At 41.1% G+C, this 24,388-nt stretch carries 23 protein-coding genes, 1 tRNA gene and 1 pseudogene; 11 read left to right on the forward strand and 14 right to left on the reverse strand.

Translation table 11 applies throughout. The features are described from left to right. Window positions 1–13: 13 nt before the first annotated feature. The 7 genes and pseudogenes from F890_RS12245 to F890_RS12280 form a co-directional block, all read right to left on the reverse strand. Window positions 14–577 carry a hypothetical protein gene (locus F890_RS12245; RefSeq protein WP_005267122.1) on the reverse strand — a complete coding sequence of 188 codons (564 nt, stop codon included), beginning with the start codon at window positions 575–577 and terminating at the stop codon, window positions 14–16. Between the two features lie 5 nt (window positions 578–582). Then, window positions 583–1,002 carry a hypothetical protein gene (locus tag F890_RS12250; protein ID WP_005267128.1) on the reverse strand — a complete coding sequence of 140 codons (420 nt, stop codon included), beginning with the start codon at window positions 1,000–1,002 and terminating at the stop codon, window positions 583–585. A gap of 125 nt (window positions 1,003–1,127) precedes the next feature. Beyond that, window positions 1,128–1,941 (reverse strand): IS5 family transposase gene (locus F890_RS18250; protein ID WP_004729218.1). Its coding sequence is split into 2 segments (ribosomal slippage): window positions 1,128–1,553 and window positions 1,555–1,941, totalling 813 coding nucleotides; the frame shifts between segments, so codons are not numbered across the junction. 44 nt (window positions 1,942–1,985) lie between these two features. After that, window positions 1,986–2,198: pseudogene (locus F890_RS12265) on the reverse strand (endonuclease domain-containing protein); the annotation flags it as partial. 55 nt (window positions 2,199–2,253) lie between these two features. Next, window positions 2,254–3,444, reverse strand: coding sequence for a hypothetical protein (locus F890_RS12270; protein WP_004279387.1), 1,191 nt, complete (start codon window positions 3,442–3,444; stop codon window positions 2,254–2,256). A gap of 95 nt (window positions 3,445–3,539) precedes the next feature. Next, window positions 3,540–4,580 (reverse strand): coiled-coil domain-containing protein, encoded by a 1,041-nt coding sequence (locus tag F890_RS12275; protein WP_005267131.1) that lies wholly within the window; start codon window positions 4,578–4,580, stop codon window positions 3,540–3,542. 143 nt (window positions 4,581–4,723) lie between these two features. Next, window positions 4,724–5,410, reverse strand: coding sequence for a carbonic anhydrase (locus tag F890_RS12280; protein WP_005267132.1), 687 nt, complete (start codon window positions 5,408–5,410; stop codon window positions 4,724–4,726). Between the two features lie 483 nt (window positions 5,411–5,893). Between F890_RS12280 and F890_RS12285 the strand changes: the two genes are divergently transcribed. Beyond that, on the forward strand, window positions 5,894–6,571 hold the full coding sequence (locus tag F890_RS12285; protein WP_004646239.1) for a DUF421 domain-containing protein: 678 nt from the start codon (window positions 5,894–5,896) through the stop codon (window positions 6,569–6,571). Here the strand turns inward: F890_RS12285 and F890_RS12290 are convergent. The 3 genes from F890_RS12290 to F890_RS12300 all read right to left on the reverse strand — a co-directional run bounded on the left by F890_RS12290 (window position 6,568) and on the right by F890_RS12300 (window position 9,946). Continuing rightward, entirely contained in the window at window positions 6,568–7,269 is a 702-nt protein-coding gene (locus F890_RS12290) for an HAD family hydrolase (protein WP_005267133.1), read from the reverse strand. The genes F890_RS12285 and F890_RS12290 overlap by 4 nt on opposite strands. Before the next feature lie 147 nt (window positions 7,270–7,416). After that, a complete protein-coding gene (locus F890_RS12295) occupies window positions 7,417–8,571 on the reverse strand; it encodes a porin (protein ID WP_005267134.1) in 1,155 nt (384 codons plus the stop codon). A 136-nt stretch (window positions 8,572–8,707) separates the two neighbouring features. Then, complete coding sequence (locus tag F890_RS12300) at window positions 8,708–9,946, reverse strand: MFS transporter (RefSeq protein WP_005267135.1); 1,239 nt, start codon at window positions 9,944–9,946, stop codon at window positions 8,708–8,710. A gap of 137 nt (window positions 9,947–10,083) precedes the next feature. Here F890_RS12300 and F890_RS12305 point away from each other — a divergent pair, with 137 nt between their 5' ends. The 5 genes from F890_RS12305 (at window position 10,084) to putP (ending at window position 14,842) form a co-directional block, all read left to right on the forward strand. Beyond that, entirely contained in the window at window positions 10,084–10,713 is a 630-nt protein-coding gene (locus F890_RS12305) for a 1-acyl-sn-glycerol-3-phosphate acyltransferase (protein WP_005267136.1), read from the forward strand. Window positions 10,714–10,776: 63 nt separating this feature from the next. Next, window positions 10,777–11,694: a patatin-like phospholipase family protein gene (locus tag F890_RS12310; RefSeq protein ID WP_005267139.1), complete on the forward strand. Its 918-nt coding sequence runs from the start codon at window positions 10,777–10,779 to the stop codon at window positions 11,692–11,694. A gap of 102 nt (window positions 11,695–11,796) precedes the next feature. Beyond that, entirely contained in the window at window positions 11,797–12,270 is a 474-nt protein-coding gene (locus F890_RS12315; RefSeq protein ID WP_005104688.1) for an NfeD family protein, read from the forward strand. Between the two features lie 12 nt (window positions 12,271–12,282). After that, window positions 12,283–13,137 carry an SPFH domain-containing protein gene (locus F890_RS12320; protein WP_004279377.1) on the forward strand — a complete coding sequence of 285 codons (855 nt, stop codon included), beginning with the start codon at window positions 12,283–12,285 and terminating at the stop codon, window positions 13,135–13,137. A gap of 214 nt (window positions 13,138–13,351) precedes the next feature. Further along, window positions 13,352–14,842: a sodium/proline symporter PutP gene (gene putP, locus F890_RS12325; RefSeq protein ID WP_005267140.1), complete on the forward strand. Its 1,491-nt coding sequence runs from the start codon at window positions 13,352–13,354 to the stop codon at window positions 14,840–14,842. 86 nt (window positions 14,843–14,928) lie between these two features. Here the strand turns inward: putP and F890_RS12330 are convergent, their stop codons facing one another. Both F890_RS12330 and prpF read right to left on the reverse strand, forming a co-directional pair. After that, window positions 14,929–15,837: a polyprenyl synthetase family protein gene (locus tag F890_RS12330; RefSeq protein ID WP_005267141.1), complete on the reverse strand. Its 909-nt coding sequence runs from the start codon at window positions 15,835–15,837 to the stop codon at window positions 14,929–14,931. A 225-nt stretch (window positions 15,838–16,062) separates the two neighbouring features. Then, on the reverse strand, window positions 16,063–17,253 hold the full coding sequence (prpF, locus tag F890_RS12335) for a 2-methylaconitate cis-trans isomerase PrpF (protein ID WP_005267142.1): 1,191 nt from the start codon (window positions 17,251–17,253) through the stop codon (window positions 16,063–16,065). A gap of 332 nt (window positions 17,254–17,585) precedes the next feature. Between prpF and F890_RS12340 the strand changes: the two genes are divergently transcribed. The 4 genes from F890_RS12340 to F890_RS12355 all read left to right on the forward strand — a co-directional run bounded on the left by F890_RS12340 (window position 17,586) and on the right by F890_RS12355 (window position 22,407). Beyond that, a complete protein-coding gene (locus F890_RS12340) occupies window positions 17,586–18,941 on the forward strand; it encodes an amino acid permease (RefSeq protein ID WP_005247009.1) in 1,356 nt (451 codons plus the stop codon). 88 nt (window positions 18,942–19,029) lie between these two features. Further along, window positions 19,030–19,105: transfer RNA gene (locus tag F890_RS12345), tRNA-Arg, on the forward strand. A gap of 337 nt (window positions 19,106–19,442) precedes the next feature. Further along, complete coding sequence (locus F890_RS12350) at window positions 19,443–20,873, forward strand: outer membrane protein transport protein (RefSeq protein WP_005267143.1); 1,431 nt, start codon at window positions 19,443–19,445, stop codon at window positions 20,871–20,873. Window positions 20,874–21,186: 313 nt separating this feature from the next. Then, window positions 21,187–22,407, forward strand: coding sequence for an OmpP1/FadL family transporter (locus tag F890_RS12355; RefSeq protein ID WP_005104694.1), 1,221 nt, complete (start codon window positions 21,187–21,189; stop codon window positions 22,405–22,407). A gap of 74 nt (window positions 22,408–22,481) precedes the next feature. Here the strand turns inward: F890_RS12355 and thrH are convergent, their stop codons facing one another. Further along, a complete protein-coding gene (thrH, locus tag F890_RS12360; RefSeq protein ID WP_005267145.1) occupies window positions 22,482–23,099 on the reverse strand; it encodes a bifunctional phosphoserine phosphatase/homoserine phosphotransferase ThrH in 618 nt (205 codons plus the stop codon). Window positions 23,100–23,303: 204 nt separating this feature from the next. On the opposite strand from thrH, the gene F890_RS12365 reads away from it, so the two are divergent. Beyond that, window positions 23,304–24,038 carry a phosphoadenylyl-sulfate reductase gene (locus F890_RS12365; protein WP_004279369.1) on the forward strand — a complete coding sequence of 245 codons (735 nt, stop codon included), beginning with the start codon at window positions 23,304–23,306 and terminating at the stop codon, window positions 24,036–24,038. Window positions 24,039–24,217: 179 nt separating this feature from the next. Here F890_RS12365 and F890_RS18605 read toward each other — a convergent pair. Further along, window positions 24,218–24,388 (reverse strand): transposase family protein (locus F890_RS18605; protein ID WP_322111761.1); only part of this gene is annotated, 171 nt, incomplete at its 5' end.

The following is a 24,388-nucleotide window of genomic DNA, read 5'->3' on the forward strand; positions in this document are numbered from 1 at the left end:
TTATACTTTGAAATTATTCTTTATCTTTATTATCTGGATTAATAGGAACTTCTTGAATCTGAGGAACTTGAGAATTATTGCTCAAATAATTTGCATTAATATTCTTTATACCTTCATTATTTATATGACCAATTAGTTTTTTATCACCATAAGCTTCCTGAGCAGCCTTTATTTCTTTCTTTGCACCCGCAGTTAAACCGGAACCACCTGTAAGTACATGTCCTGTACAGTCAGGATTTTTGCGAACATCAGCTACGAATTCACGAACAGTATCCACACCTAATTTAGATTCTGTATTTTTATTATCAAACCTTGTTTTAATTATCTTATCTTCTTTAACTGCTAATTGATTATGAGTTACATTATTACTACTGCCAGAACCCTTAGCAATTTCAAATAAATTATCAACTACTGTCTTAGGGCTCTCCAAAACCACATCAGCACCACTATCAGCCGTGTTAGTATTAGTGTGGCGTGTTATATCACAACGATGACCTTTATCTTCTTCATGACTGACAACTGTTGCAAGAGTAATAACTAATGCCATCTCTCCCTTTTTACCTTTGTTTTCTCCCATATCTATTACCCCACCTTAACCAAGGTTGAATTATCATTTTGATATTTATCACTTTTTAATCTAAATAAATAAATAAGATTTGTAATAGTCCTAAACTCAAAAATAGCATCTCGTAAATTTTGATCAATCAATAAATCATCCTGATTTTCAACACTACTTTTATTTTTCAATAAATCAATAAATTCCATTTCTAATTTAAATAAAATATCAGTTATATACTTGTCATCAAAACACTCTATTTCAAAAGACTCATTATTGGGATCTTCATCTAGCATCTCATACACTTTTCTTTTAGTTATAAATGTACTGATTTTTTCTAAAATTTCGCTTGTTATAAAAGCTGATTCTATTATTACAACATCATCTTCAATTAATTTATCAGACTCAATTAACTCGTATTTTACTAGTAAGATTTTTATAGACATATTTTTCCCAGTATAATTATTAAAAACTATAGTCGATACTGTAACCCAATACACTTAAGGTATAAATCAATTTCATACATGAACCCATAATTTTTTTCTGTTTGAAAATAGATCTCTTGCGAAAGTTAATTCAAGAGCATCCAATTCACCATTCCAACAATTAAATTCATTCTTAGACCAAATCGTTTCCGTCTATTTCTATACCGTTCTGTTAATATCCGAAAATATTTAAGTTTGCCGTTGATATGTTCAATTGTGATCCTACGCCGACTGATTTCTTGGTTGATCTGTTTTGCTATTTTGGGTAATGATAAATTCTTAGGTTTCTTGATTGGAATGAGTAACTTACTCTTAATCTGATGAAATCCTTTATAGGCTAAATCTGCCATAATACAAGGATAAATGATCATCTCCTTAAAATACTTACGCGCAATCGTCAGATCATGTTTTCTGCCACTTTCGACCTGTATACTTACAATTTGCTTTAGTCTTGGGTTAAAAATGACCTGTGTTTTTAGCGTATGTTTCTTCTTTTTACCGCTATAGAATTTTCTTTGTTTTTTTGGGACGCTCAATCTGTGACTCAGTGACATCAACGATCACATAATCACCTTCACTAAACTTTTGATTCCTTTTGGGTAATGCAAAAATCCGTGATTGAATCAGAGCATTTTCAACTTTATGAATAGTACGATTCACATTACTTTCAGCGAGATTATAGTCAGCGGATAATTCAATTTGAGTCCTATAACAGCGTAAGTAGTTTAGAGTTAACAATAATTGATCCTCTAAACACAAAGAATGCGGCCTTCCAGATTTTTTCTTGGCAAGTTCAGCGTGTTGTAACACCGATACCATTTTTAAGAATAATGGACGAGGAACTCCAACGAGTCGTTTAAATTCCCCATCATTAAATCGAGTTAAATTTTCATATTTCATGGGGCTAGTATAAACAATTTTTTACTTTCGCAAGAGATCTAATAATCAGTTCCATGCTGACTACCATCCAACTCAATCACTAAACCAATTTCATGACAGTAAAAATCTACGATATAGGATTTAATCACATGCTGACGACGGAATTTAAGACTCATAAAACGCTTGGCACGTAGCAGTTGCCATATCAGATGTTCTGCATCGGTGGCGGTGTGGCGCATGGATTTGGCGAATTCTAATAATTGAGGATCTATTTTCATTGTTATTTTAAAAGAGCATCATAGCTTTATGATGCTTTGGTTAAAAAAATTAAGTTTAGAATGAGTCAAATGACCAGCTAAATGCCCTATTTTTAAGTAAAATTTTAAAATAATCAAAATCCTTATAATCATTTAAACACTGTTCATCTCGTAATATTTTTTTTTGAATTTCGTTCAAATCACGTTGGTATTTTTTAGCCAAATCCACAGGTTTAAAGGTCTGTTTATAGAAACCTGAACTCTCCCAATCAAATGAGTAAATAATATTATCTACCTCAAACTGCAATTGCTCAATTTGCTCTTCTAACAATAGATTATAAGATTTTAAATGTTCATTTGCGATTTTAACTGCTTGTTTTTGATCACCTTGCTCTGTATAAGCACGTAACTTTAATAGAGCTAGTAAATCTTTTTCCTCTAGCGCCGTATTGGCTTGCTGTAATAATTCAGTTTTTTCAATGCGTTTTTGCTCATCTCGCTCACGGTCAGGATGGATCACTGAGGCAATTTTTAAATAGATACTTTTTAATGACTGCCCTGCCATTTTTTTTGCATCTTCAAGTTGCATTTGCTTCTTTAAAATTTTCTTTTTCTCTTTTTCGGCAAACTTTTGATATTCTTCACGCTCACGATCATTCAGTTGATTTTGAATAAAATCGGCTTCTTCTCGATCAAATTTGGCTTTTACTTTTTGCATAAATTCTTCAAGATTTTCGAGATCAAAATCAAAGTCAATCCAGTCTTCAGACACACCTAATTGATCTGCAAGAATTCCCTTCATCACTTGTTTCTGCATCATTTCATCAGCATCATGCTCTGGATGAGAATAATTCTCTGCTTGCGATGTAACCGTCTGAAAATTAGAGCTCTCTTCTAAAAGGTTATAATATTTAGCAATGACTATCGCCAATTCATGTTGCTGTTCAGACAGATTAGGATTATCTAAGAGCAGACTCGCTAAAATCGAAATTTTTTCATCTAAACGCTGTAAATGGGTTTTAGCAAATTTATGCGATTGTTTATATTGCCAAAGTACTTCTAATTGACTAAATAAAACTTGATGCCATTTGCTATATAATGGCAATAGTTCTGCACTTGCATCCTGCTGTACTTTTTGTTGTGCTTGTTGCCACTCTAACAAAGATGCTTGAAGTTTCTCAATTTTTAAAATCAGACGATTAAACTTCTTTTGTTGTGGGGATAAATTTCCAGTTTCTTGATATAAGCTTAAATCTAAAATGCTCATTACTTTGTTTCAATACAAATGCTATTCAACTCATTATTTTAACATAACGAATACCTAAGACCGTTGGTTTAGAGAGTAAAAAACTTTTTACTTCATTAAATCCCATGCCTTAAAAACATCTCCAAGCCGCTCACCTTTTTGATATACATCAAGCGTTCTTTTTCGACTTTAATCTGCTGTTTAATGGCTGAAGTATCTTCATCAATCTGCTTATACAGGTCAGCAATTTGAACTTTCCCTTTCGCCTTTTTCACGGCAATTCTGGTTTTCGATGACCAGACCAATCTATGGATCAAGGTATCAATCTGCTCTTGTAATTTCTGGCTCTGTGCATCCAAAGCCAGTTGATAAAACCTGAGTTGCTCCGCACTTAAACCTTTTTGTGAAACTTCCTGATCTTGCTCGATCTGCAGTTGCATTCTCAGTAACGTAAACAGGTCCTGCTCTTCATAAGCCTCATTAGCACGTTGCAATAATTCAGTTTTCTTGATTTTTTTAACATCATTCACTTCACGGTCAGGATGAATGATGGCAGCAATTTTTAAATATACGGTTTTCAATGACTGCTCTGCCATCGCTGCTGCCTGCTCCTGTTTTTCCTGCTGGCGTTTTAATCTGGCTTGCTCACGTGCCTGCTGAAAATGATCTGATTCCCATTCTTCAAATACTTCTGCATCTGCAAGATCTGAGGGATTCTCACTCTTAAAGAATGTTTCCAGTTCATTTACTTTCTTTTGACTTTTTCTGAATTGGGCATGTTCGGCACGTTGCTGATAGTAAGTGAAGATTTCATTCACTTTATGGGCTTCTTGCACCGACATGGCCTGAGAGTCTTTTAGATAATTTGCAAGGTACTGAATCTTTTCATCCAGTACCACCAGTTCTGCCTTGGAAAATGTGGTTTCCTGCAGATGTTTCCAGAGCTGTTCCAGCTGCTTGAACAGTACGCCATGCAATTCATGGTAGACCGGCATGAAGGTTTTATGGGTATATTGCTGCAGCTCTTCTTCAGCCTGTTGCCATTGGTGTAATTCCTGCTTCTGTTGCTCGATTTTATCAATCAGATGATCCAGCTTCTTCTGCTGTGGCGAAAGCGCTGTGAATGGCTGAATCATGGTTTTCAAGTCAAAGAGCATGGCAGGAGAAGGTCAAAGAAGAAATAATATCCATATTAAATCTTTCAGCTTTCGTCACAAAGTCCTTTTCAGTGTGCCCTTTCGAAATTTGTATCAGAATTAAAAAAAGCAGACCAAAGTCTGCTTTTTCGCTCTCATATTGATTATTCTAGCACTACACGGCCATTCAAGGACTGTACCGGACGGTTATTTGGATGTCCCATCAGTTTTGCAAATTCCGAAATCTGCTTGGCAGAAGCCTGTTGAATATCTTTCAGAATCAGCCAGCGCACCCCTTCCGAACACGGCGGTGTGGTCAGCGAGCCGCTAAAACGATAATAATCCAGATTCTTAGGCAACATCTGATTCACAGGTTGTGGGGTCTTTAAAACTACTTTCTCGCCCTGCTTTTTTGGCAAACGGTTCCACATATGTTTGAGCATCTGACTTTCTGCACCTTGCTCAAACATCATCCCCACGACAGCCAGCTCACCTTTGGCATTGGCATGGACAAAATGGATTTCCAGTGGATAGCTTTTACCCTTGATCAGGTTTTCGCTCGGACTATGCAAATGAAACTGCTTCAGTACAAAGGTATCGCCATCCAGCTGCAATTCGCCACCTTGCGCAAAATCCACCTGAACAGTATGACCTTTATTTTCGATCGCATGAATCATGGTGTTATAGCTAAACTTGAGCGGTTCCAGTTCTGCCTTAACTGTTCGTTCAATATTGATCGGTGACTGGTTCAGACCATTACAGGCCGAATATTTCTGGCTCAAAGTCGACCATTGCTCAGGCTGAGTATAATCCCAATCCGCATCTGCCCATACCGCTGTACTTAAACCCATAACCGTTAAAAGCGTGAATATTCTTTTCACAATACATCCCTTGTTGGAAGTCAAAATCACAATTTTTAATTTAAAAACAGTTTATTAACCTGGTGTAATCACTCTATTTTTCAGGCCACAAACTACAGATTTTTATAGAGATGAAGTGATTTGCTTACAAATTTCTAAACACTCCTAGTTCTTCAAAACACATTATTCAGAATATATATTGATAGATTTCAAATGGATAATACTTTTATAGATTTAAAAATAGACAGCAGAGAATGTGATCTTCTTCAAATTTAATCTGCTGATTTTTTATGCATTATTTACATGAAATCTCTATCTTATTTTGAATAAATTGAATAGCTAGATTTTTAAGCTCAAGCTTCTTTTTTAAATAGAATCTGTCTTGATTCATAAACTTACATAAACACAGCAGCAAATAAAATACTGATATTGCTAGACTCGAGCCAAAGAGCAAAATGAGGATAAAGAATTTAAATGGACTGGGCCACGATATTTATACATGACACCACCTGGGAGTTTACTGCAGAAATTTTGCTGCGTTGTGCCCTGATGTATACGATGATTATCCTGTTTCTGCGCCTGACCGGAAAACGCGGGGTACGTCAGCTTTCCATCTTCGAAGTCGCTATCATTTTGAGCTTGGGTTCGATTGCCGGCGACCCGATGTTTACCGAAGATATTCCTCTGATTCAGGCAGTCCTGGTGATGTCGGTGATTATTATCATGTATCGCCTGACCACCTGGCTCATGATGAAATATCAATGGTTTGAAGACCTATTGGAAGGTAAACCGATTTATATCGTAGAAGATGGCGTGCTGGTCGTTGAAGAGATTAAAAAAGGTAAAATGTCCCATGATGAATTCTTTGCCGAAATGCGCCAGCAAGGCGTAGAACATCTCGGTCAGGTACGCACCGGTTTACTGGAAACTGACGGTAAGTTCAGTATCCTGTTTTTCAAATCGGATGAGGTTCGGCCTGGGCTGCCACTTTTTCCTAAAACCTGTTCTATAGTCCAACAGGTCAAGGCCGGGCAATTATATGCCTGCATTTACTGTGGACAGGTACAAACCCTTTCACATGCCGACCAGCAATGTCCGCGCTGTGATTCTTCACAATGGGCCGAAACGATTGACTGTTTAAGAATAACTTAAGTCTGATTTAATAACTGCAAATGGGCAAAAATTTCCGGCAGATGCTGAATTCTATGCTGAATATGTTCGGCATCCGGATGGAAACCTTGCATCCATAATGCATACATTCCGGCCTCTGTAGCTCCTTGTACATCATTAATTGGATGGTCGCCAATATACATGCACTGTGCAGGCTGCACGCCTAGACGCTCTGCAGTGATCTGGAATATTTCCGGCTGTGGTTTGTTAAAACCCACCAGCCCGGAACTGATGATCTCATCAAAATAAGTTTCAATACCCAAACCCCGAATCGTATTTAAACGGGTGTCATGTCCGCCATTGGAAACAATGGCTAGCTGATAACCTTCATTTTTTAGCTGTGTTAATACTTGCTCTGCTGCCGGCATTTCTACGGCGCAACGGCCAAACTGGCTAAACCAGAACTGGGCCAGTTCATCTATACTCGGGGGATTTAACCAGTGTAGTTCTTGTAACAACGCATAGGCAGCCGAAGCTCCAATACTGCCATGCGTCAGCAATTCCTTTTTAGGATAACCGCCATTATCGATGCGTCTTACAATCTCGATAATTTTGCCAGACTCGACCTGTTTCAATGCTGGCGCATAATATTCTGCCAGATAACGGCTATAGGCTTGTGTCGTCAGATCACGATGGGTCAAGGTATTGTCGAGGTCAAATAAAACGGCTTGAATAGGCATAATTTTCAAAACGAAATGCTGAAACTTTCAATCATGTTAACAGCCCGAAACTTATTAGATCAGACATAAAATTGCTAAGTTTTGTTGTTTTGAGCATAAAAAAAGCGATGCCAAAGCACCGCCTTTTCTTAGATTACAAAGTCTAAATTAGAATTTGTATTCAACACCTGTACCAACTACTGGTTGTTTAGTTTCAGCTGAACCTTGTTCAAGTGTTAAAAGACCCGTGTAACCGTATGCTTTTACTTGTTTAGAGAATGCATAGTCTGCACCCACAAGAATTTGTTGGGCTTCAAAATCTGCAACATTAGCTTTTGTAAAGCTTGTAGAGTTTTGACTATATTGGCCTTTTACTGTCCATTTATCAGCATTTGGTAATTTATATTCTGCTCCAATTAGCCAGCCTTGTGCATCATCAATATCATTACCATTTACAGCAATACCACTACTTGCCACTGAAGTTGCATTTGAATTACCTTCAACCTCTGCAAGATCAGATGTTTGGAATAACGCCTTAATGGCTAAGTTATCATTTACATTTACTCGGCCAATCGCACGAATTGTATCAGCAGCAGCTAACAAAGCTTTTGCTGCACCAATTTCACCATTTTGTGTGTTTAAGATACCTACACCAGCAAAGTTGGATGGAATCGCTTTATCATAACCAAGACCTAAAACAACAGCTTTGCTGTCATATACTAAAGATGCTGACCATGCATCACCTAAGCCACGGCCTGCAACTTTAGCACCGCCTTTAGAAGAGCTAATACCACCGGCCTCACCTGTAGCTAATAGTGCAGTTGCTTTTAGTTTACCTTCACCGACTGCAAAGCCAGGAGCTTCATAGACGACAACATTATCGATACGGTTTTCACCGGTAAATATACCTGCCATATCCGCTTTATTTGCAACATAGTTATTGAAAGTATCAACTACTGAAGAAAGCTGTTTTACAGGCGTATCGATTTTACCTAGTTTTACTGTACCTAACTTTTCATCTTTAAGACCGACTAAAAGATTACGCGGTACGAATGTATCATTGCTTCCACCATTGTCTACATAGAAGGTAAATTCAGCTTGATAAAGCCCACTTAAACGGTCAGTAAGTTTCTCCTCACCTTTTAAACCCAAGAATGAATTATTAGTATTCAGTTCAATAACGTCACGATCAGACACAGGTGAAGCATTGTCTTCCGGTAAGTAATCAACTGTGGCATCAATCTCACCATAAAAAGTTGGTGCTGCAAAAGTTGTCCCCGCCAAAAGGCTGAATGCAATTGCTGTTGCTAACTTAGTTTTCATCAAAAATATCCTTAATTTATTTTGTAACAAATAATACACACGGCGCTTATATTACAAAATTATTAAATTAATATTTATATATTCTATTTAGTACTTTAGGCTAACATTTAACCAAACAGTTGATTATTTAGAAATTTTATACTTTTTCTGCAACTTTCATCCATCGGAAAATTGGAATTAAACAGATAATTGCCACGATCACGATGAGGTTCAGATAATTTTGATAGCCTAAAGCATCTCCCAAAATACCACTCAGACTATAAAGTCCCCCACTCACCGTAGCCATCAGTGCCACCTGAAAGGTGAAATCAGTACCAGCCAGATGCTTGCGACTGTATTGCATGACCAAGGTCAACATGACCACCAAAAGCATGGCTGAGATCATGTCTTCGGCTGCATTAATCAGATATATCATCCAGTTTTCTACTTTTTTTTGGGTTTCATACTGGGCAGCCAGCCATGCATAAGCCATTAAAGTCATGATTTTCAGAACAGAAAAAATCAGTAAACTCCGGCTGCGCGACCAGTATTTCAGACACCAACCAGCCAGTCCTGCCCCAATCAAGGCAGCCAATGCTCCCAGCATGGTGACATAAAGGCCAATCTGGCTAAAGCTCAGTCCGAGATCTACCATTAAAGGTTTTAATAAAGGCCCGGATAAACCATCGGCGATTTTAAAGGTCAATAAAACCAGTAACCAGACAGCCAAGGTTGAATCCGACCAGAAGTATTGAAAATAGGTTTTAATATTACTGAGTGCTGGTTGTTCAGAAGTTTGCGTGGTGGTTTTTAGATGATCCGGTTCTTTAAATAATAAAATGGGTAAAGTATTAAGAAAGACCAGAGCCGCCAATAATAAAAAGGTGGCTTGCCATTGCAGTAGATCTAGCAACCATAATATGGCCCCACCTCCGACAATAAATCCCAGTCGTGAACCGATGACCTGAAAGGTATTACCCCAATGCTGTTGCTCATGATTCAGAATATTGACCGCCAGTGCATCGGTCGCAATATCCTGTGTCGCGCCAATGCCATTCATCAGCAACAGCGTGATAAAAAACAGCAGTAAATACAGCGGCTGATTCAAGGCCTGAATCGGTAGAAATGAGAGCCCAATCAATACAGCAACTGACAGCCATTGCAGGGGAATAATCCAGCTACGGTAATGACCTTTGGCGATTGATCCATGTCGATCGACCCAAGGTGCCCAGAATATTTTAATCGACCAAGGCAGCATTAACAGGCCAAAGCCCCCGATATGCGCCAGCGATACCCCTTCAGCCCGCAGAATGACCGGCAAGGCATGCGTCATAAATCCGACCGGAAGCCCCTGTGCCCAATACAGCGAAAACAGTAAAATATAGACATTCCGCATATTTAGGCCAAGTCCTTAAGGTGAAAAGGCATCACCAGCATTTAAGATGCTATACATTTTGCCAATGATCCAGATTTTACAACAGTCTAATATAATAAAAAATAAAGAAAAATTAGTTTCAGGACGAGACAAAAGCAATGGCCCAAATACGTTTCCCCCAACTCCCGCCGCATGTGCCAGCCCGCGGCAGCAAACTGAGCCGAACTTTTTTCAGGCAGCTTTTCTTGGCTCAGGGCTGGCGTCTGGAAGGAGAATTCCCCGATTTGCCCAAAGCTGTGGCGATTATCTCTCCCCATACCTCCAATATTGATGCCTGGCTAGGTTTCAATGCCCTGCTTGGTCTCGGTATTCAGATTACGATTTTTGGTAAAGACAGCCTGTTTCGTACACCGCTAAAACCGGTGCTGGAATGGATTGGTGTGGTTCCTGTCGTCCGAGATAGTCCACAAGGACATACCCGACAGATTGTAGACATCATTGAAAAATCGCAGCAGATCTGGGTCGGTATGGCACCGGAAGGTTCACGTAAGGCACCGGATAAAATTCGCAGCGGTTTTTATCATATTGCCAAGGCAGCCCATTTGCCGATTGTGATGTTTTCCTTTGATTATGATATCAAGACTATTCATATCCTGGGCGTGTACCATCTGACCGGTGATTATGAATACGACCTGGAACAGATTTATCAGCATTATCAAGGTAAATTCTCGGCCAAAAATCCAGACTGGGTGGCCAAGCCGTTACAAAAGCTTTTGAAAAAAGACTAGGCAAATACGGCTTTTTTTGATGTGATAGCCTGAATTTTGTTGATTTAATCACCAGTTTTTATAATGAAATTAGCCCGTTATGCCTTAATTGGCTGCCTTGGTTTCAGTCTTGCAGCCTGTGACAAAGCTACTAAAACACCTACGCCTGCCACGCCATTAAAAGCCCGTGAACCTGTCGTCGCCATTGCCCTCGGTGGTGGCGGTGCCAAAGGTTTTGCCCATATTGGCGTCATTAAAGTGCTCGAATCACACGGCATCAAACCGAAGATTGTCACCGGCACCAGTGCCGGCAGTTTTGTCGGCAGCCTGTATGCCAGCGGCAAATCCCCTTATCAGTTACAGCAGATTGCCCTGAATTTTAAAGAATCCGATATCCGCGATTTAACCTTGAACCGACAAGGGATTATTGCCGGACAAAAATTGCAGAATTTCGTCAATAAAAATGTGGCGAACAAACCGATTGAACAATTCCCAATTCGTTTTGCTGCAGTTGCCACTCGCCTGGACAATGGGCGTAAAGCTGACTTTATTAAAGGCAATGCCGGACAGGCGGTTCGTGCTTCCTGTAGTATTCCGAATGTATTTGTGCCTGCCGTGATTGGCGGCATCAAATATGTCGATGGCGGTCTGATTAGCCCAATTCCGGTCAAGACCGCCAAAGATATGGGAGCAGACATTGTCATTGCCGTGGATATTTCTGCCCGTCCGGATGGTAATAAAGCCTTGAATATGTGGGGCGTACTGGATCAGACCCTAAATATTATGGGACAGCAAAGCATTAATGAAGAGTTGAGTCAGGCCACTGTGGTGATTCAGCCCAAAGTCGGTCATATCGGTACTTTGGACCTGAAAGCCAGCAATGCCACCATTCTGGAAGGTGAAAAGGCCGCTCAGCTGAAAATCCGTACTATTGAAAAAGCCATTAGCAACTTTAAGCAGTCGCCAGCGGCATTTAAACCGCCACGTCAGGCAAAATTTTGATCCATGAAGTTTTTATATTCATCTGCAGCCGCATCTGCTACATTGAAGATCAATCATATAAAGATGATGATTAATTAAATACTTAGCGATATAGGTCACGATATGGAATTAGTTCTTGAACCTTGGCACTGGTTTGTATTAGGCATTCTTCTGATTCTGTCGGAATTACTACTGCCCGCATTTGCTGCCCTCTGGTTCGGGATCGGTGCCATCATGGTTGGCGTCCTGTACTGGATGTTCCCGATGATGGGACTGACGACCCAGCTCCTGACCTGGATCGTACTTTCTGTTCTGTGTACGCTGCTCTGGTTTAAGTTTATCAAGCCACTTTCGATTGACAAGACCAAAGCCGGTCTATCGCGTGAAGCGACCATTGGTCAGGTGGGCATGGTGATTCAGACTAATCTGGATCATGGGCAAATCCGGGTGCGCTTTCCGATGCCAGTTTTAGGTTCGGATGAATGGGAATGCCGAACTCTGGACCCAGTTCAAGTCGGAGATCGCGTTCGCGTCGTGGATATTCTGGGTAATGATCTGGTCGTACAACCCCACAGCACGAATTATCAAAATCAATAAGGTGAATAAGCTATGTCTGGTGGTTCTATCATTGTTATCGCGTTTCTGGCCTTTGTTGCGATTACCATTTTTAAAGGTGTGCGGATTGTGCCGCAAGGCTACAAATGGATTGTACAGCGGCTGGGTAAATACCACACCACGCTAAATCCGGGCCTGAATTTTGTGATTCCTTATGTCGATGAAGTCGCTTATAAAGTCACAACCAAAGATATCGTTCTGGATATTCCCTCACAGGAAGTGATTACCCGTGATAACGCGGTCCTGTTGATGAATGCCGTGGCCTATATCAACCTGACCACACCAGAAAAAGCCGTGTACGGGATTGAAAACTATTCATGGGCGATTCAGAACCTGGTTCAAACCTCACTACGTTCAATTGTCGGTGAAATGGATCTGGATGATGCGCTATCTTCACGTGACCATATCAAGGCACGCTTGAAATCCAGTATTTCCGATGATATCTCGGACTGGGGAATTACCCTAAAGACTGTGGAAATTCAGGATATTAAACCTTCTATCACCATGCAAACCGCGATGGAAGAACAGGCTGCTGCTGAACGTCAGCGTCGTGCAACCGTCACCAAAGCTGACGGTGAAAAACAGGCGGCGATTCTGGAAGCGGACGGCCGTCTGGAAGCCTCACGCCGTGATGCCGAAGCACAAGTGGTACTGGCTGAATCTTCACAACGTGCAATTGACATGGTGACTTCCGCCATTGGTGATAATGAAATTCCGGTCGCCTATTTACTCGGTGAACAGTATATTAAAGCCATGCAGGATATGGCCAAATCGCCAAATGCCAAGACCGTGGTACTGCCTGCCGATGTGTTAAATACAATCCGTGGTGTCATGGGCCGCCCTAACTAATTTATCTTTTTGACTTTATACATAGGCAGCCCGAGGGTTGCCTATTTTTATTGACGCAAGAAAATCTCAGCAAAAAATGTGAATTTATGGTTAAATTTCGCGTTTATTTTTGAAATCTACTGGATTTGATGTTGCCTGGCTTTCGGATTAAAGCTTTTCGCAGCTGTCTTATTCCTTGTTTCGATCTACTGTCCAACTTAAAAATGGATACCGTATGAGCTCCCTAAATCCAACCTTAATTACTTTTCTTTTCTATATTGTCGCAATGGTGGTGATCGGCCTGATGGCTTATCGCGCGACAAGCAACTTTTCCGATTACATCTTAGGGGGCCGACGTTTAGGGAGTTTCGTAACTGCACTTTCTGCAGGGGCTTCCGACATGAGTGGCTGGCTCCTCATGGGCCTGCCCGGTGCGATTTATCTTTCCGGCCTGTCTGAGATGTGGATTGCCATCGGTCTGATTATTGGTGCCTGGCTCAACTGGCTGCTGGTTGCTGGCCGTCTCCGAGTGCATACCGAAGTTCAGCACAATGCCCTAACCCTGCCGGATTATTTCTCGAATCGTTTTAACGACCAGAAAAAAATCCTGCGTATTGTTTCGGCTTTCGTGATTCTGATTTTCTTTGCGATTTACTGTGCTTCCGGCATGGTTGCAGGTGCGCGTCTGTTCGAAAGCATGTTTGACATGTCTTACAGCACTGCGCTCTGGATCAGTGCGATTGCCACCATCAGCTATGTGTTTATTGGTGGCTTCCTGGCTGTGAGCTGGACCGATACCATTCAGGCGGGTCTGATGATCTTCGCCCTGTTGCTAACGCCAATCGTGACATTGATGGCATTTTCAGATATGTCCCAGGTGACTTTGGCACTGGAAGCTGCTCGTCCTCAAGCAATGAATATTCTGGGTGATCTGAGCTTTGTTGCGATTATTTCACTACTGGCCTGGGGGCTGGGTTACTTTGGCCAGCCGCATATTTTGGTGCGCTTCATGGCAGCAGATTCGGTCAAGTCGATTCCAAATGCACGCCGTATTGGCATGACCTGGATGATTCTATGTCTGGGCGGTGCGGTGGCAGCCGGCTTCTTTGGTATTGCTTATTTCCAGCAGCATCCGGAACTGGCCGCTGCAGTGAATGCCAATCCTGAAACGGTATTTATGGAACTGACCAAAATCCTGTTTAATCCATGGATTGCAGGTGTGGTGCTTGCTGCCATTCTTGCCGCAGTAATGAGTACTTTAAGCTGTCAGCTTCTGGTCTGCTCAAGTACCCTGACGGAAGATTTCTATAAGTCTTTCCTGCGAAAAAATGCCTCGCAAAAAGAACTGGTCTGGGTGGGCCGTTTGATGGTACTGCTGATTGCCTTGCTGGCAATCTGGATGGCGGGCAATCCTGAATCCAAAGTACTTGGTCTGGTGGCTTATGCCTGGGCAGGTTTTGGTGCCGCCTTTGGTCCATTAATTATCCTGTCACTGTTCTGGAAACGCATGACCTTGAATGGTGCCTTGGCGGGTATGATCGTGGGTGCAGTCGTGGTTATTTTCTGGAAGAACCTGTTTGCTGACACTGGCCTGTATGAAATCGTTCCTGGCTTTATCTGTTCAATGTTTGCAATTGTGGTGGTGAGCCTGATGGGTAAAGCACCAACAGCAGAAATTACCGACCGTTTTGAAGAAGCTGAACGCCTGTACAACGAAAGCAAATAATTGTGTAGCAACTAAAAAAGAGGACTTCTAGTCCTCTTTTTTTTTATGGAATTACTTTAAACCTTTTAAGGAAAATAATGCTCCAATCAGCTTTTGCGCGTGAGCAGGAACTGGGTAATTTGCATCAACTCTTCCGCCTGACCTTCAAAATGGTTCAAGGCATTGATCGCCTGATCATGTAATTGCTGGGCATAGGCCTTGGCCTGCTCCAGACCCATTAATGCCGGATAGGTCGATTTCTCTACCTGTTCATCTTTACCTGCAGTTTTCCCCAACACGTCGGTATCGGAAATAATATCCAGAATATCATCCTGTACCTGGAAGGCCAGACCAATCGCCTGTCCAAACTCACGTAATTTAGGAATGGCCAGATCGGTACCCTCAAAAATAGTCACCGCCGCCATCATGATCGCAGCGCTAATCAAAGCACCGGTTTTATTGCGATGAATATTTTCCAGTGCTTGCTGATCGATTTTCTTGCCTTCAGACTGCAAATCTAAAACCTGACCATTCACCATTTTCGAAGAGGCTGTCGCCAGAATCTGCATCTGCTTCAGTACAATGGAAGCTTCTACCGCTGGCCCCTGATCAAACAGACGGCTACCCAAAATTTCAAAAGCCATCGATTGCAGGATATCACCTGCCAAAAGCGCGGTATCTTCCCCATAAGCTACATGACATGTCGGCTGGCCACGGCGCAGCAAATCATTGTCCATACACGGCAGATCATCATGGGCCAATGAATAGCAGTGAATAAACTCGATCGCAACCGCTGCACGGCGTACTGCAGCACTATTCTGGTTTGGTTTTAATGCAGCGGTGGCATAGCATAGCGCTGGACGTACTCGTTTACCACCCAGCATCACAGCATGATGGACTGCCGACCTTAACGGTTCTGGAATGGCAAAGGCTTCCAGAGCGGTCAATAAATCCTGTTGAATGCGGTGTTGTGCTTGAGTGAGTGCATGGGTTGATACGTCAGTGATAGATGACACATTCGCCTCGAATACGTAGTCCAGAAGAATAAAATGACAAGCGAATAAATGCCTGTACAGTGATCAGGCATTGTACCTAGAAATGCCTTGAATTTTCAGCCATAAATCGAATTGTTCTAGTGAAATTTGCTATTCAACACCCAATAAGCAAGTCAGAGATTTTAAACAATAAAAAAACCACCGCAGAAATGGTGGTTTTATTCAGGCTAAATGTATGTACGACTTTTAAACGAGAACATCTTCTGGTACGCGCACCCAGCCTTCCATCAATACGCGGGCACTACGGCTCATAATCGCTTTCTTCACTTTCCACTCACCATTTTCAAAACTTGCTTGTGCACCCACTCTCAAAGTCCCGGAAGGATGACCGAAACGCACCGCTTCACGCTCTACCCCACCTGCGACCCGGTTCACCAATGTTCCGGGAATGGCAGCTGCCGTACCAATAGCCACTGCAGCCGTGCCCATCATGGCATGATGGAGTTTACCCATAGACAAGGCCCGAACCAGAATATCGGTATCTGCCTCAGTGACGGTTTTACCACTTGAAGAAGTATAGCTGCTCGGTGGTGCAACAAAGGCAATTTTTGGCGTGTGTTGTCGGGTTACGGCTTCTGCAATATCCTGAATCAATCCCATCTGTTTGGCTGCATAGGCACGAATTGTTTCGAACTTTGTCAGGGCTGCCACGTCATTATTGATATGATCCTGAAGCTCGGTGCCCTTATAATCGAGATCTCTCGCATTTAAAAATACCGTGGGAATGCCGGCATTAATCATGGTCACTTCAAAGCTGCCAATATTTGGCACTTCCAAAGTATCGACCAGATTGCCTGTTGGAAACATCGAACCGCCTTCGGCATCATCATCGGCTGGATCCAGAAACTCAATCTGCACTTCGGCCGCAGGAAAGGTTACGCCATCTAGTTCGAAATCACCCAACTCCTGCACCTGTCCATTCTGCATCGGCACATGTGCAATAATGGTTTTCTGAATATTGGCCTGCCAGATACGTACCGTGCATAACCCATTTTCAGGAATACGTTCGGCATCGACCAGACCATTGGAAATGGCAAATGCTCCAACTGCCGCGGTCAGATTGCCACAGTTGCCACTCCAGTCCACAAAAGGACGGTCAATTGACACCTGACCAAATAAATAATCAACATCATGATCAGCATGTTGGCTTTTTGACAGGATCACTGTTTTACTGGTACTGGAACTGGCGCCACCCATACCATCAATCTGTTTCCCGTATGGATCTGGGCTACCAATCACGCGTAGTAAAAGCTGATCACGAATTCGGCCAGGCTGTTGTGCTGCTACAGGCAGATCATCCAGCTTAAAGAAAACACCTTTACTGGTGCCTCCACGCATATAGGTTGCAGGAATCTTGATTTGGGCGGCAAAACTCATGAATTATTTCATCCTTTGACTTGTCTTTGTTTTCGTACGGGTTATTCAATATTTATATTCAAAGTATAGTATGTTGAAAGCAGAACTGCTTGACTGCCAGACCTTAGTATAAAAAAACGGCATTTGTGTTTTATCCAAGAAAACAGAGAACTCGTCAGTTACACTTTCAATAAAATTAATATATTGATTCATTTATATTTTATTTCAGTTATTTATATGAATAATTTTTATCATTCCTCCAACAATATTTCATTCTTAGGATGGGCTAGGCTTCTTTAGTCTGATCAATTACAATCAGCCACTTATCATTTTCCATTGTCGGGCTGAACACTTTGAATAACGAGTCTTCACAACTTCAGCGTGGCTTAAAGAACCGTCATATTCAGTTGATCGCCATGGGCGGTGCAATTGGCACAGGCTTATTCTTAGGTTCCGCACAGGTGATCCAATCTGCGGGTCCTTCTATTATTTTAGGCTATGCCATTGGGGGTCTGATTGCATTTTTAATCATGCGTCAATTGGGTGAGATGATTGTTCATGAACCTGTCGCAGGTTCATTCAGCCATTTTGCTTATAAATACTGGGGAAAATTTCCCGGTTTCCTTGCGGGTTGGAACTACTGGATTTTGTATATCCTGGTAGCCATGACCGAACTTACCGCAGTTGCGAAATATATCAACTACTGGTGGCCGCATATTCCAGCCTGGGCATCGGTACTGTTTTTCTTTATCGTGATTACACTGGTCAACCTCGGCAATGTGAAATTCTACGGTGAATCAGAATTCTGGCTTTCCATCATTAAAGTGACTGCGGTCATCTCGATGATTGTCTTTGGCCTGTATCTGATCCTGACTGCTGATGCTTCTTCAGGCGCATCTTTTAGCAATCTTTGGACCGCGGGCGGTTTCTTCCCGAATGGTTTTGAAGGTCTGTTCTACATGCTGGCCTTCCTGATGTTTGCCTTCGGTGGTATTGAACTGATCGGTATGGCGGCTGCAGAAGCTGAAAATCCGGAAAAAACCATTCCGAAAGCCATTAATCAGGTGGTTTTCCGTATTCTGATTTTCTATGTCGGTGCTTTGACGATTCTGTTGTCACTCGTGCCTTGGAATCAGCTTGAACTTGGTGGTCTGGACAAAAGTCCGTTCGTGATGATTTTCAGCCAGCTTGGCATTGACTGGGCAGCACACTTACTGAACTTTATTATCCTGACAGCAGCATTGTCTGTGTATAACAGTGGTATGTACGCCAACAGTCGTATGCTCTATGGTCTGGCTCAACAAGGAAATGCACCTAAAGTTTTCATGAAAGTGAATAAGCAAGGTACGCCAATTCCTGCTGTATTGTTCTCTGCCGCGCTGATTTTCGGTTGTGTGCTACTCAACTACTTCGTGCCTGAAGATGCCTTAAGCCATCTGATTTACATCGTGGTCGGTGCATTGGTATTGAACTGGGCCATGATTACGCTGACCCATCTTAAGTTTATTCAAAGCATGAAAAAGCTGGGACAGAAGACTTCCTTCCCTGCGCTGTGGTCTCCGGCAGGCAACATTCTGGTTCTTGGTTTTATTCTTACGATTCTTTACATCATGTGGACGCAAGGATTCCAGGAATCTATTTTGATGATCCCGCTTTGGATTGTGGTCATGTTCGGTCTGTTTAAGTTACTTAAGCCTAAAAATACCTAGACAACTCCTGTAGCTATGAGTCCTTAAAAGTTATTGCTTCGGCAATAACTTTTTTTTGTATTTTTTACAGTACAATAGCCTTCTTTTCGCGCCCTTAGCTTAACTGGATAGAGCAGTTGCCTCCTAAGCGACCGACGTGGGTTCGAGTCCCGCAGGGCGCACCATCCTTTCAAAATGTGATCTATACTTCAAAAAATTAGCATTAATCTTCATATTTTTAGAATATTTTTTATACAAAAAATCATTTTTTCTTCATTATTTTATTTCTTTTACTTTCAAATACTTATTTCAAAATGAGGCTATTTTTTGGTGTAAAAACTCTATTTTGATGCTTTTTTAGACTAATTAGTTTTTTCTAGAGCATTTACTCTTATTTTAATTGTGCTATTTTTGTCACATGGAGTAACAAATGATTGCGGATAAATACCCGAAATCTCCAAGAATTTAATAAGTGCAAACAACAACGCTAGATATAAATTTGTACCTCAAGGAAAGACGTAAATGAAATTAAAAACATTAACTACTGCAATGATTCTTGCAACTGTACCAATGACGGGTGCTTTTGCAGCAGCTCTAGATCGTTCAGGCCAATCAATGGCGGCCTTCCTGCAACCAGGTAATTATTTTGAAGCAGGTATTTCTGTCCTAGACCCAGATGTATCTGGTAAAGAAGCTGGTACAAGTGAAACACGCCGTAATATTGATGATATGGCTGGTGATTACTATTTCCCAAGTGCAGCATTAAAGTTTCAACCTACTGAAAAATTCTCAGTTGGTATTTTATATGATCAACCATATGGTGCTGATGCTGAATACCAAGGCACTAATGTCTTTACTTCAAACCCAGGTACAGACACTATCTTATCAACTGGTGCAATAAACAATATTGTACGCGCTAGAGCAGTTGCAGCTCTTGAAGCCCTAGGAGCACCAGTAAATGAACAAACGCTAGCAGGTGCTGAAGCACAAGTTAGAAGTAGTCCAGCTTTTCAACAGTTAACTGGAGCACTTGCTGCAGGTAATAATTTCTTAGGCGAAGGCAATACTAAAGTTGAAGTAGATACTCAAAACCTATCTTTAGTTTTTGGTTACCAACCGACTGAAAACTGGAATATCTATGGTGGTGGTGTCTATCAAACCGTTAAAGGGAATCTAAGCTTACGCGGTCAAGCATATAGCCTTTTCAATGGTTATGATGCGACATTTAAAGAAACAAGTGGTACAGGCTGGTTAGCAGGTTTAGCCTTCCAAATCCCAGATATTGCTTTAAAAGCTTCTGTAACTTATCGTTCAGAAATTGACCATGATATTTCAGCTTCTGAAGACTTATCACTTTTAAACTTCCCTTTACTAACAACTGTATTAGGTGGTCTAGGTGTTTCTCCTGCTCAGCTTGCTACTCTAGATGATTCTGGAAAAACCAAAATTACTACACCTCAATCTGTAAACTTGGATTTCCAAACAGGTGTAATGGCAAATACTGTAGCTTTCGCTAATGTACGCTGGGTAGACTGGTCAAACTTTTCTATTCGTCCTTACCAATTTGGCAATGTAAGTGAAGCTGTAGGCCCTCTAATAGTTCGTCCAAATGGCTTTAATCTGGTTGAATATGAAGATGACCAAATTTCAGCAACTGTAGGTGTAGGCCGTAAATTTAATGACCTATGGGCTGGTAACGTATCAGTAGGTTGGGATTCTGGTGCAGGCAACCCTGTATCTACACTTGGTCCAACTGAAGGTTACTGGAATGTTGGCCTAGGTCTTCAATACAGCCCAACCCCAGCCACTTTCATTGCTGGTGGTGTAAAATACTTCATGTTAGGTGATGCAAAAGCACAAACTGGTGCACAAGCTGGTGGTCCTGAGTATGTTGCTGAATTTGAAGATAACGATGCATGGGCATATGGTCTGAAAATCGGCTATCGCTTCTAAGCTCTGATTAAATAAAAACCACTTTCGAGTGGTTTTTATTTTTTAACTCTAATTTTATACACTTGCATATCATTCGATTATTTTAGCACCAATTAAAATTAACAGAACTTCAATCCTTTCACATTATTTAAAGTTAATTTAATCTGATATTTTTCATATATTTATACCAATAAAATTAGTATAAAAACTCTAATCAAGCCCTTTCCTTAACCGCCTTAGTTCATTTCTTCGACAAAGCTGAGCATTTACTCTTTTTAAATTTATGTTACTTTTCCATCACATTTTTGTTACAGATGGCATCAGGGAACGTACCATGAAGCTTAATAAAATTTATTCTGCTATTTTACTTAGCACTTTACCTCTTTCTGCAGTTCAAGCAGCTGGCTTAGACCGTTCTGGTCAATCTATTTCTGCTTTTTTACAGCCGGGTAACTATGCGGAAGCAGGTATTTCTGTTTTAGATCCAGAAGTTCAAGGTAAAGACAATGCCGGCAATAAAGTCAGCGATATGGCTGAAGATTACTACTTCCCTACTGCTGCTATAAAAATTCAGGCAACTGATAAAATATCTCTGGGTTTACTTTATGACCAGCCATTTGGAGCTGACTCTCAATATGCGCCTGAATCTAATGCTTTTGCTACAGTAAATACCAATACTGGTGTATTGGAAGGCACTTCTGTTGAAGTAAAAACCAATAGCATTACAGCACTTATAGGGTATCAGCCAAATGAGAACTGGAATGTTTATGCCGGACCTGTCTATCAAAGCGTAAAGGCGAAAGTCTCCCTACGTGGTACAGCTTATAGAGGCCCGCAAGTTCTTGGCGGTTATGATATTGACCTTAAAGAAAGTGAAGCTTACGGTTGGTTAGCTGGTTTTGCATATTCTATTCCTGAAATTGCCTTAAAAGCTGCTGTGACTTATCGCTCTGAAATTAAACATGAATTAGATACCACAGAAACCTTCGGTTTTGGTACAGATGGGGCTTTATATATTCCTGGATTAACTGGCACATTATTAGGTAAACCAGTAATTCCAACTTACCATAAAGCGGAAATTACTACACCACAATCAGTCAACATTGACTTACAGTCAGGCATTGCAAAAAATACCTTAGCCTTTGCTAATATTCGCTGGGTACATTGGGATCAGTTTGCAGTAAAACCTGCTTATTTATCTCAGCTAACTGGCGCACTCACCGGAAAACAGCAGAATCTTGTCGATTATTCAGATGATCAATGGTCTGCAAATGTGGGTTTAGGTCATAAATTTAACGTTAAATGGTCAGGCTCTGCTGCTGTAGGTTATGACTCTGGTGCAGGAAACCCGGTAACCACCTTGGGTCCAACTGAAGGTTATTGGAGTGTCGGTCTAGGCGGCCAATACAGCCCTGCAGAAAACTATTTTATCCAGGCTGGGGTTAAATACTTCTGGCTAGGAGATGCACAAGCACAAACAGGTGGTGAAGTAAAAGGTAGCTTTGAAGACAACCATGCAATCGGCTATGGTATGAAAATCGGTTACCGTTTCTAATTGCGTTAAAAAATTAGTATTCAACAAGAAAGGGCGCTATAAGCGCCCTTTCTTTTATTACATACACTTAAATATTAAGCTGGAATATCACGTACTGAAGCATTACGAATCGCTTCTTTTAACGCATCATAACCACGAATTGGCGGGAATTGCGGGAATTTAGCAATCACGTTCTCAGGGGCATCAAACAGGAAACCATGGTCTGCCTCACCTAACATTGTAGTATCGTTATAAGAATCCCCTGCCGCAATCACACGGAAATTCAAACCATGCAGTGCTTTAACAGCCTGACGTTTTTGATCTGGCTGACGAAGTTTATAGGCTGAGATCATGCCCGCTTCATCCGTTTCCAGTTTATGACAGAAAATCGTCGGCCAATCCAGTTGCTTCATCAATGGATGTGCAAATTCATAGAAAGTATCTGAAAGAATAATTAATTGAAAATGCGTACTCACCCATTTCACAAATTCTTTTGCTCCTGGGAATGGACCCATTTCTGCAATCACTTCCTGAATATCGTTCAAGCCTAAACCGTGCTGTTTTAAAATATTCAGACGTTGGGTCATCAGTACATCATAGTCAGGAATGTCACGAGTCGTCGCTTCAAGCTCTTTAATACCGGTTTTTTTGGCAAAGTTAATCCAGATTTCTGGAACCAACACACCTTCTAAATCTAGACATACGACTTCCATGAACATTCCCTCTAAGTTGTATTGAAAAAATTTTGCACTATCATAGCTGAAGCAACAGATTTTGTACTGTACTTTTTTAAATCTATTTTTTTCATAAGTATTTATTTTTTAGTGATAAGTCAATTAAATCAATTCTATTAAAATAGAGGTGAAATTAATTAATATAGGCCATGTCCTTTCCAAGCCTATATCGCCAGGATTCTCATGACCATCATTCCTACTATTGATCGTATTGATGCACTTGCATCTGAATATGCAGATAAATCGCCCAATGAAATTTTGGCACTTGCACTGAGCCAGCAAGGTGAAATTGCGATTTCATTTTCTGGTGCTGAAGATATTGTATTGATTGATATGGCATCGCATCTCGGTAAACCGTTCCGGGTATTCAGTCTGGATACTGGCCGTTTACATGCAGAGACGTATCAGTTTATTGAACGGGTACGTAAGCATTACAACATCGAGATTGAAATCTGCTTCCCTGAAACGGATGCAGTACAAAATTTAGTGACCACCAAAGGTTTATTCAGTTTCTTTGAAGATGGCCATCAGGAATGTTGCGGTATACGCAAGGTTCAACCGCTACGTAAAAAACTGGCGACGCTGGATGGCTGGATTACTGGTCAGCGCAAAGACCAAAGTCCGGGTACACGCAATGAAATTCCTGTGGTTCAGGCAGATTCAGGTTTTTCCGGTCCGGGAAAACAGTTGATCAAGTACAATCCTCTAGCCAACTGGTCCAGTGCAGATGTCTGGAGTTATATCCGTATGATGGAAGTCCCTTATAATGCCCTGCATGAGAAAGGTTTTGTTTCTATCGGCTGTGAGCCTTGCACCCGCCCTGTGCTGCCAAATCAGCATGAACGCGAAGGCCGCTGGTGGTGGGAAGAAGCCACCCATAAAGAATGTGGCTTACATGCTGGCAATCTAAAAAAATAAAGTTAAGTTTTATCGCTCCTATTGATTGAAAGGCTATTTTTTTAATAAAGATAGTCTTTTTTAATTGATAATTTTACATTTAGTGACAAGATAGAAATTACCTTTTATCGGGATAATATTATTTTAATTAAAGAATTGATAAAATTTTAGCTCATTGATTAGATCTCTTGCGAAAGTCATTATTGCAAGTTTATCCGGTTTACGAGTGCAGCAATTAAGTTAATGCGTAAGCCGAATCTTTTCCGTCTATTTCGATAGCGTTCACTTAATATTCTAAATGTTTTCAATTGACTATTAATGTGTTCGATCACAACTCGTATTTTTCCAATCATTTTATTGTACCTTTTCTC

Source organism: Acinetobacter sp. CIP 64.7 (assembly GCF_000369745.1).
Taxonomy (GTDB): domain Bacteria; phylum Pseudomonadota; class Gammaproteobacteria; order Pseudomonadales; family Moraxellaceae; genus Acinetobacter; species Acinetobacter fasciculus.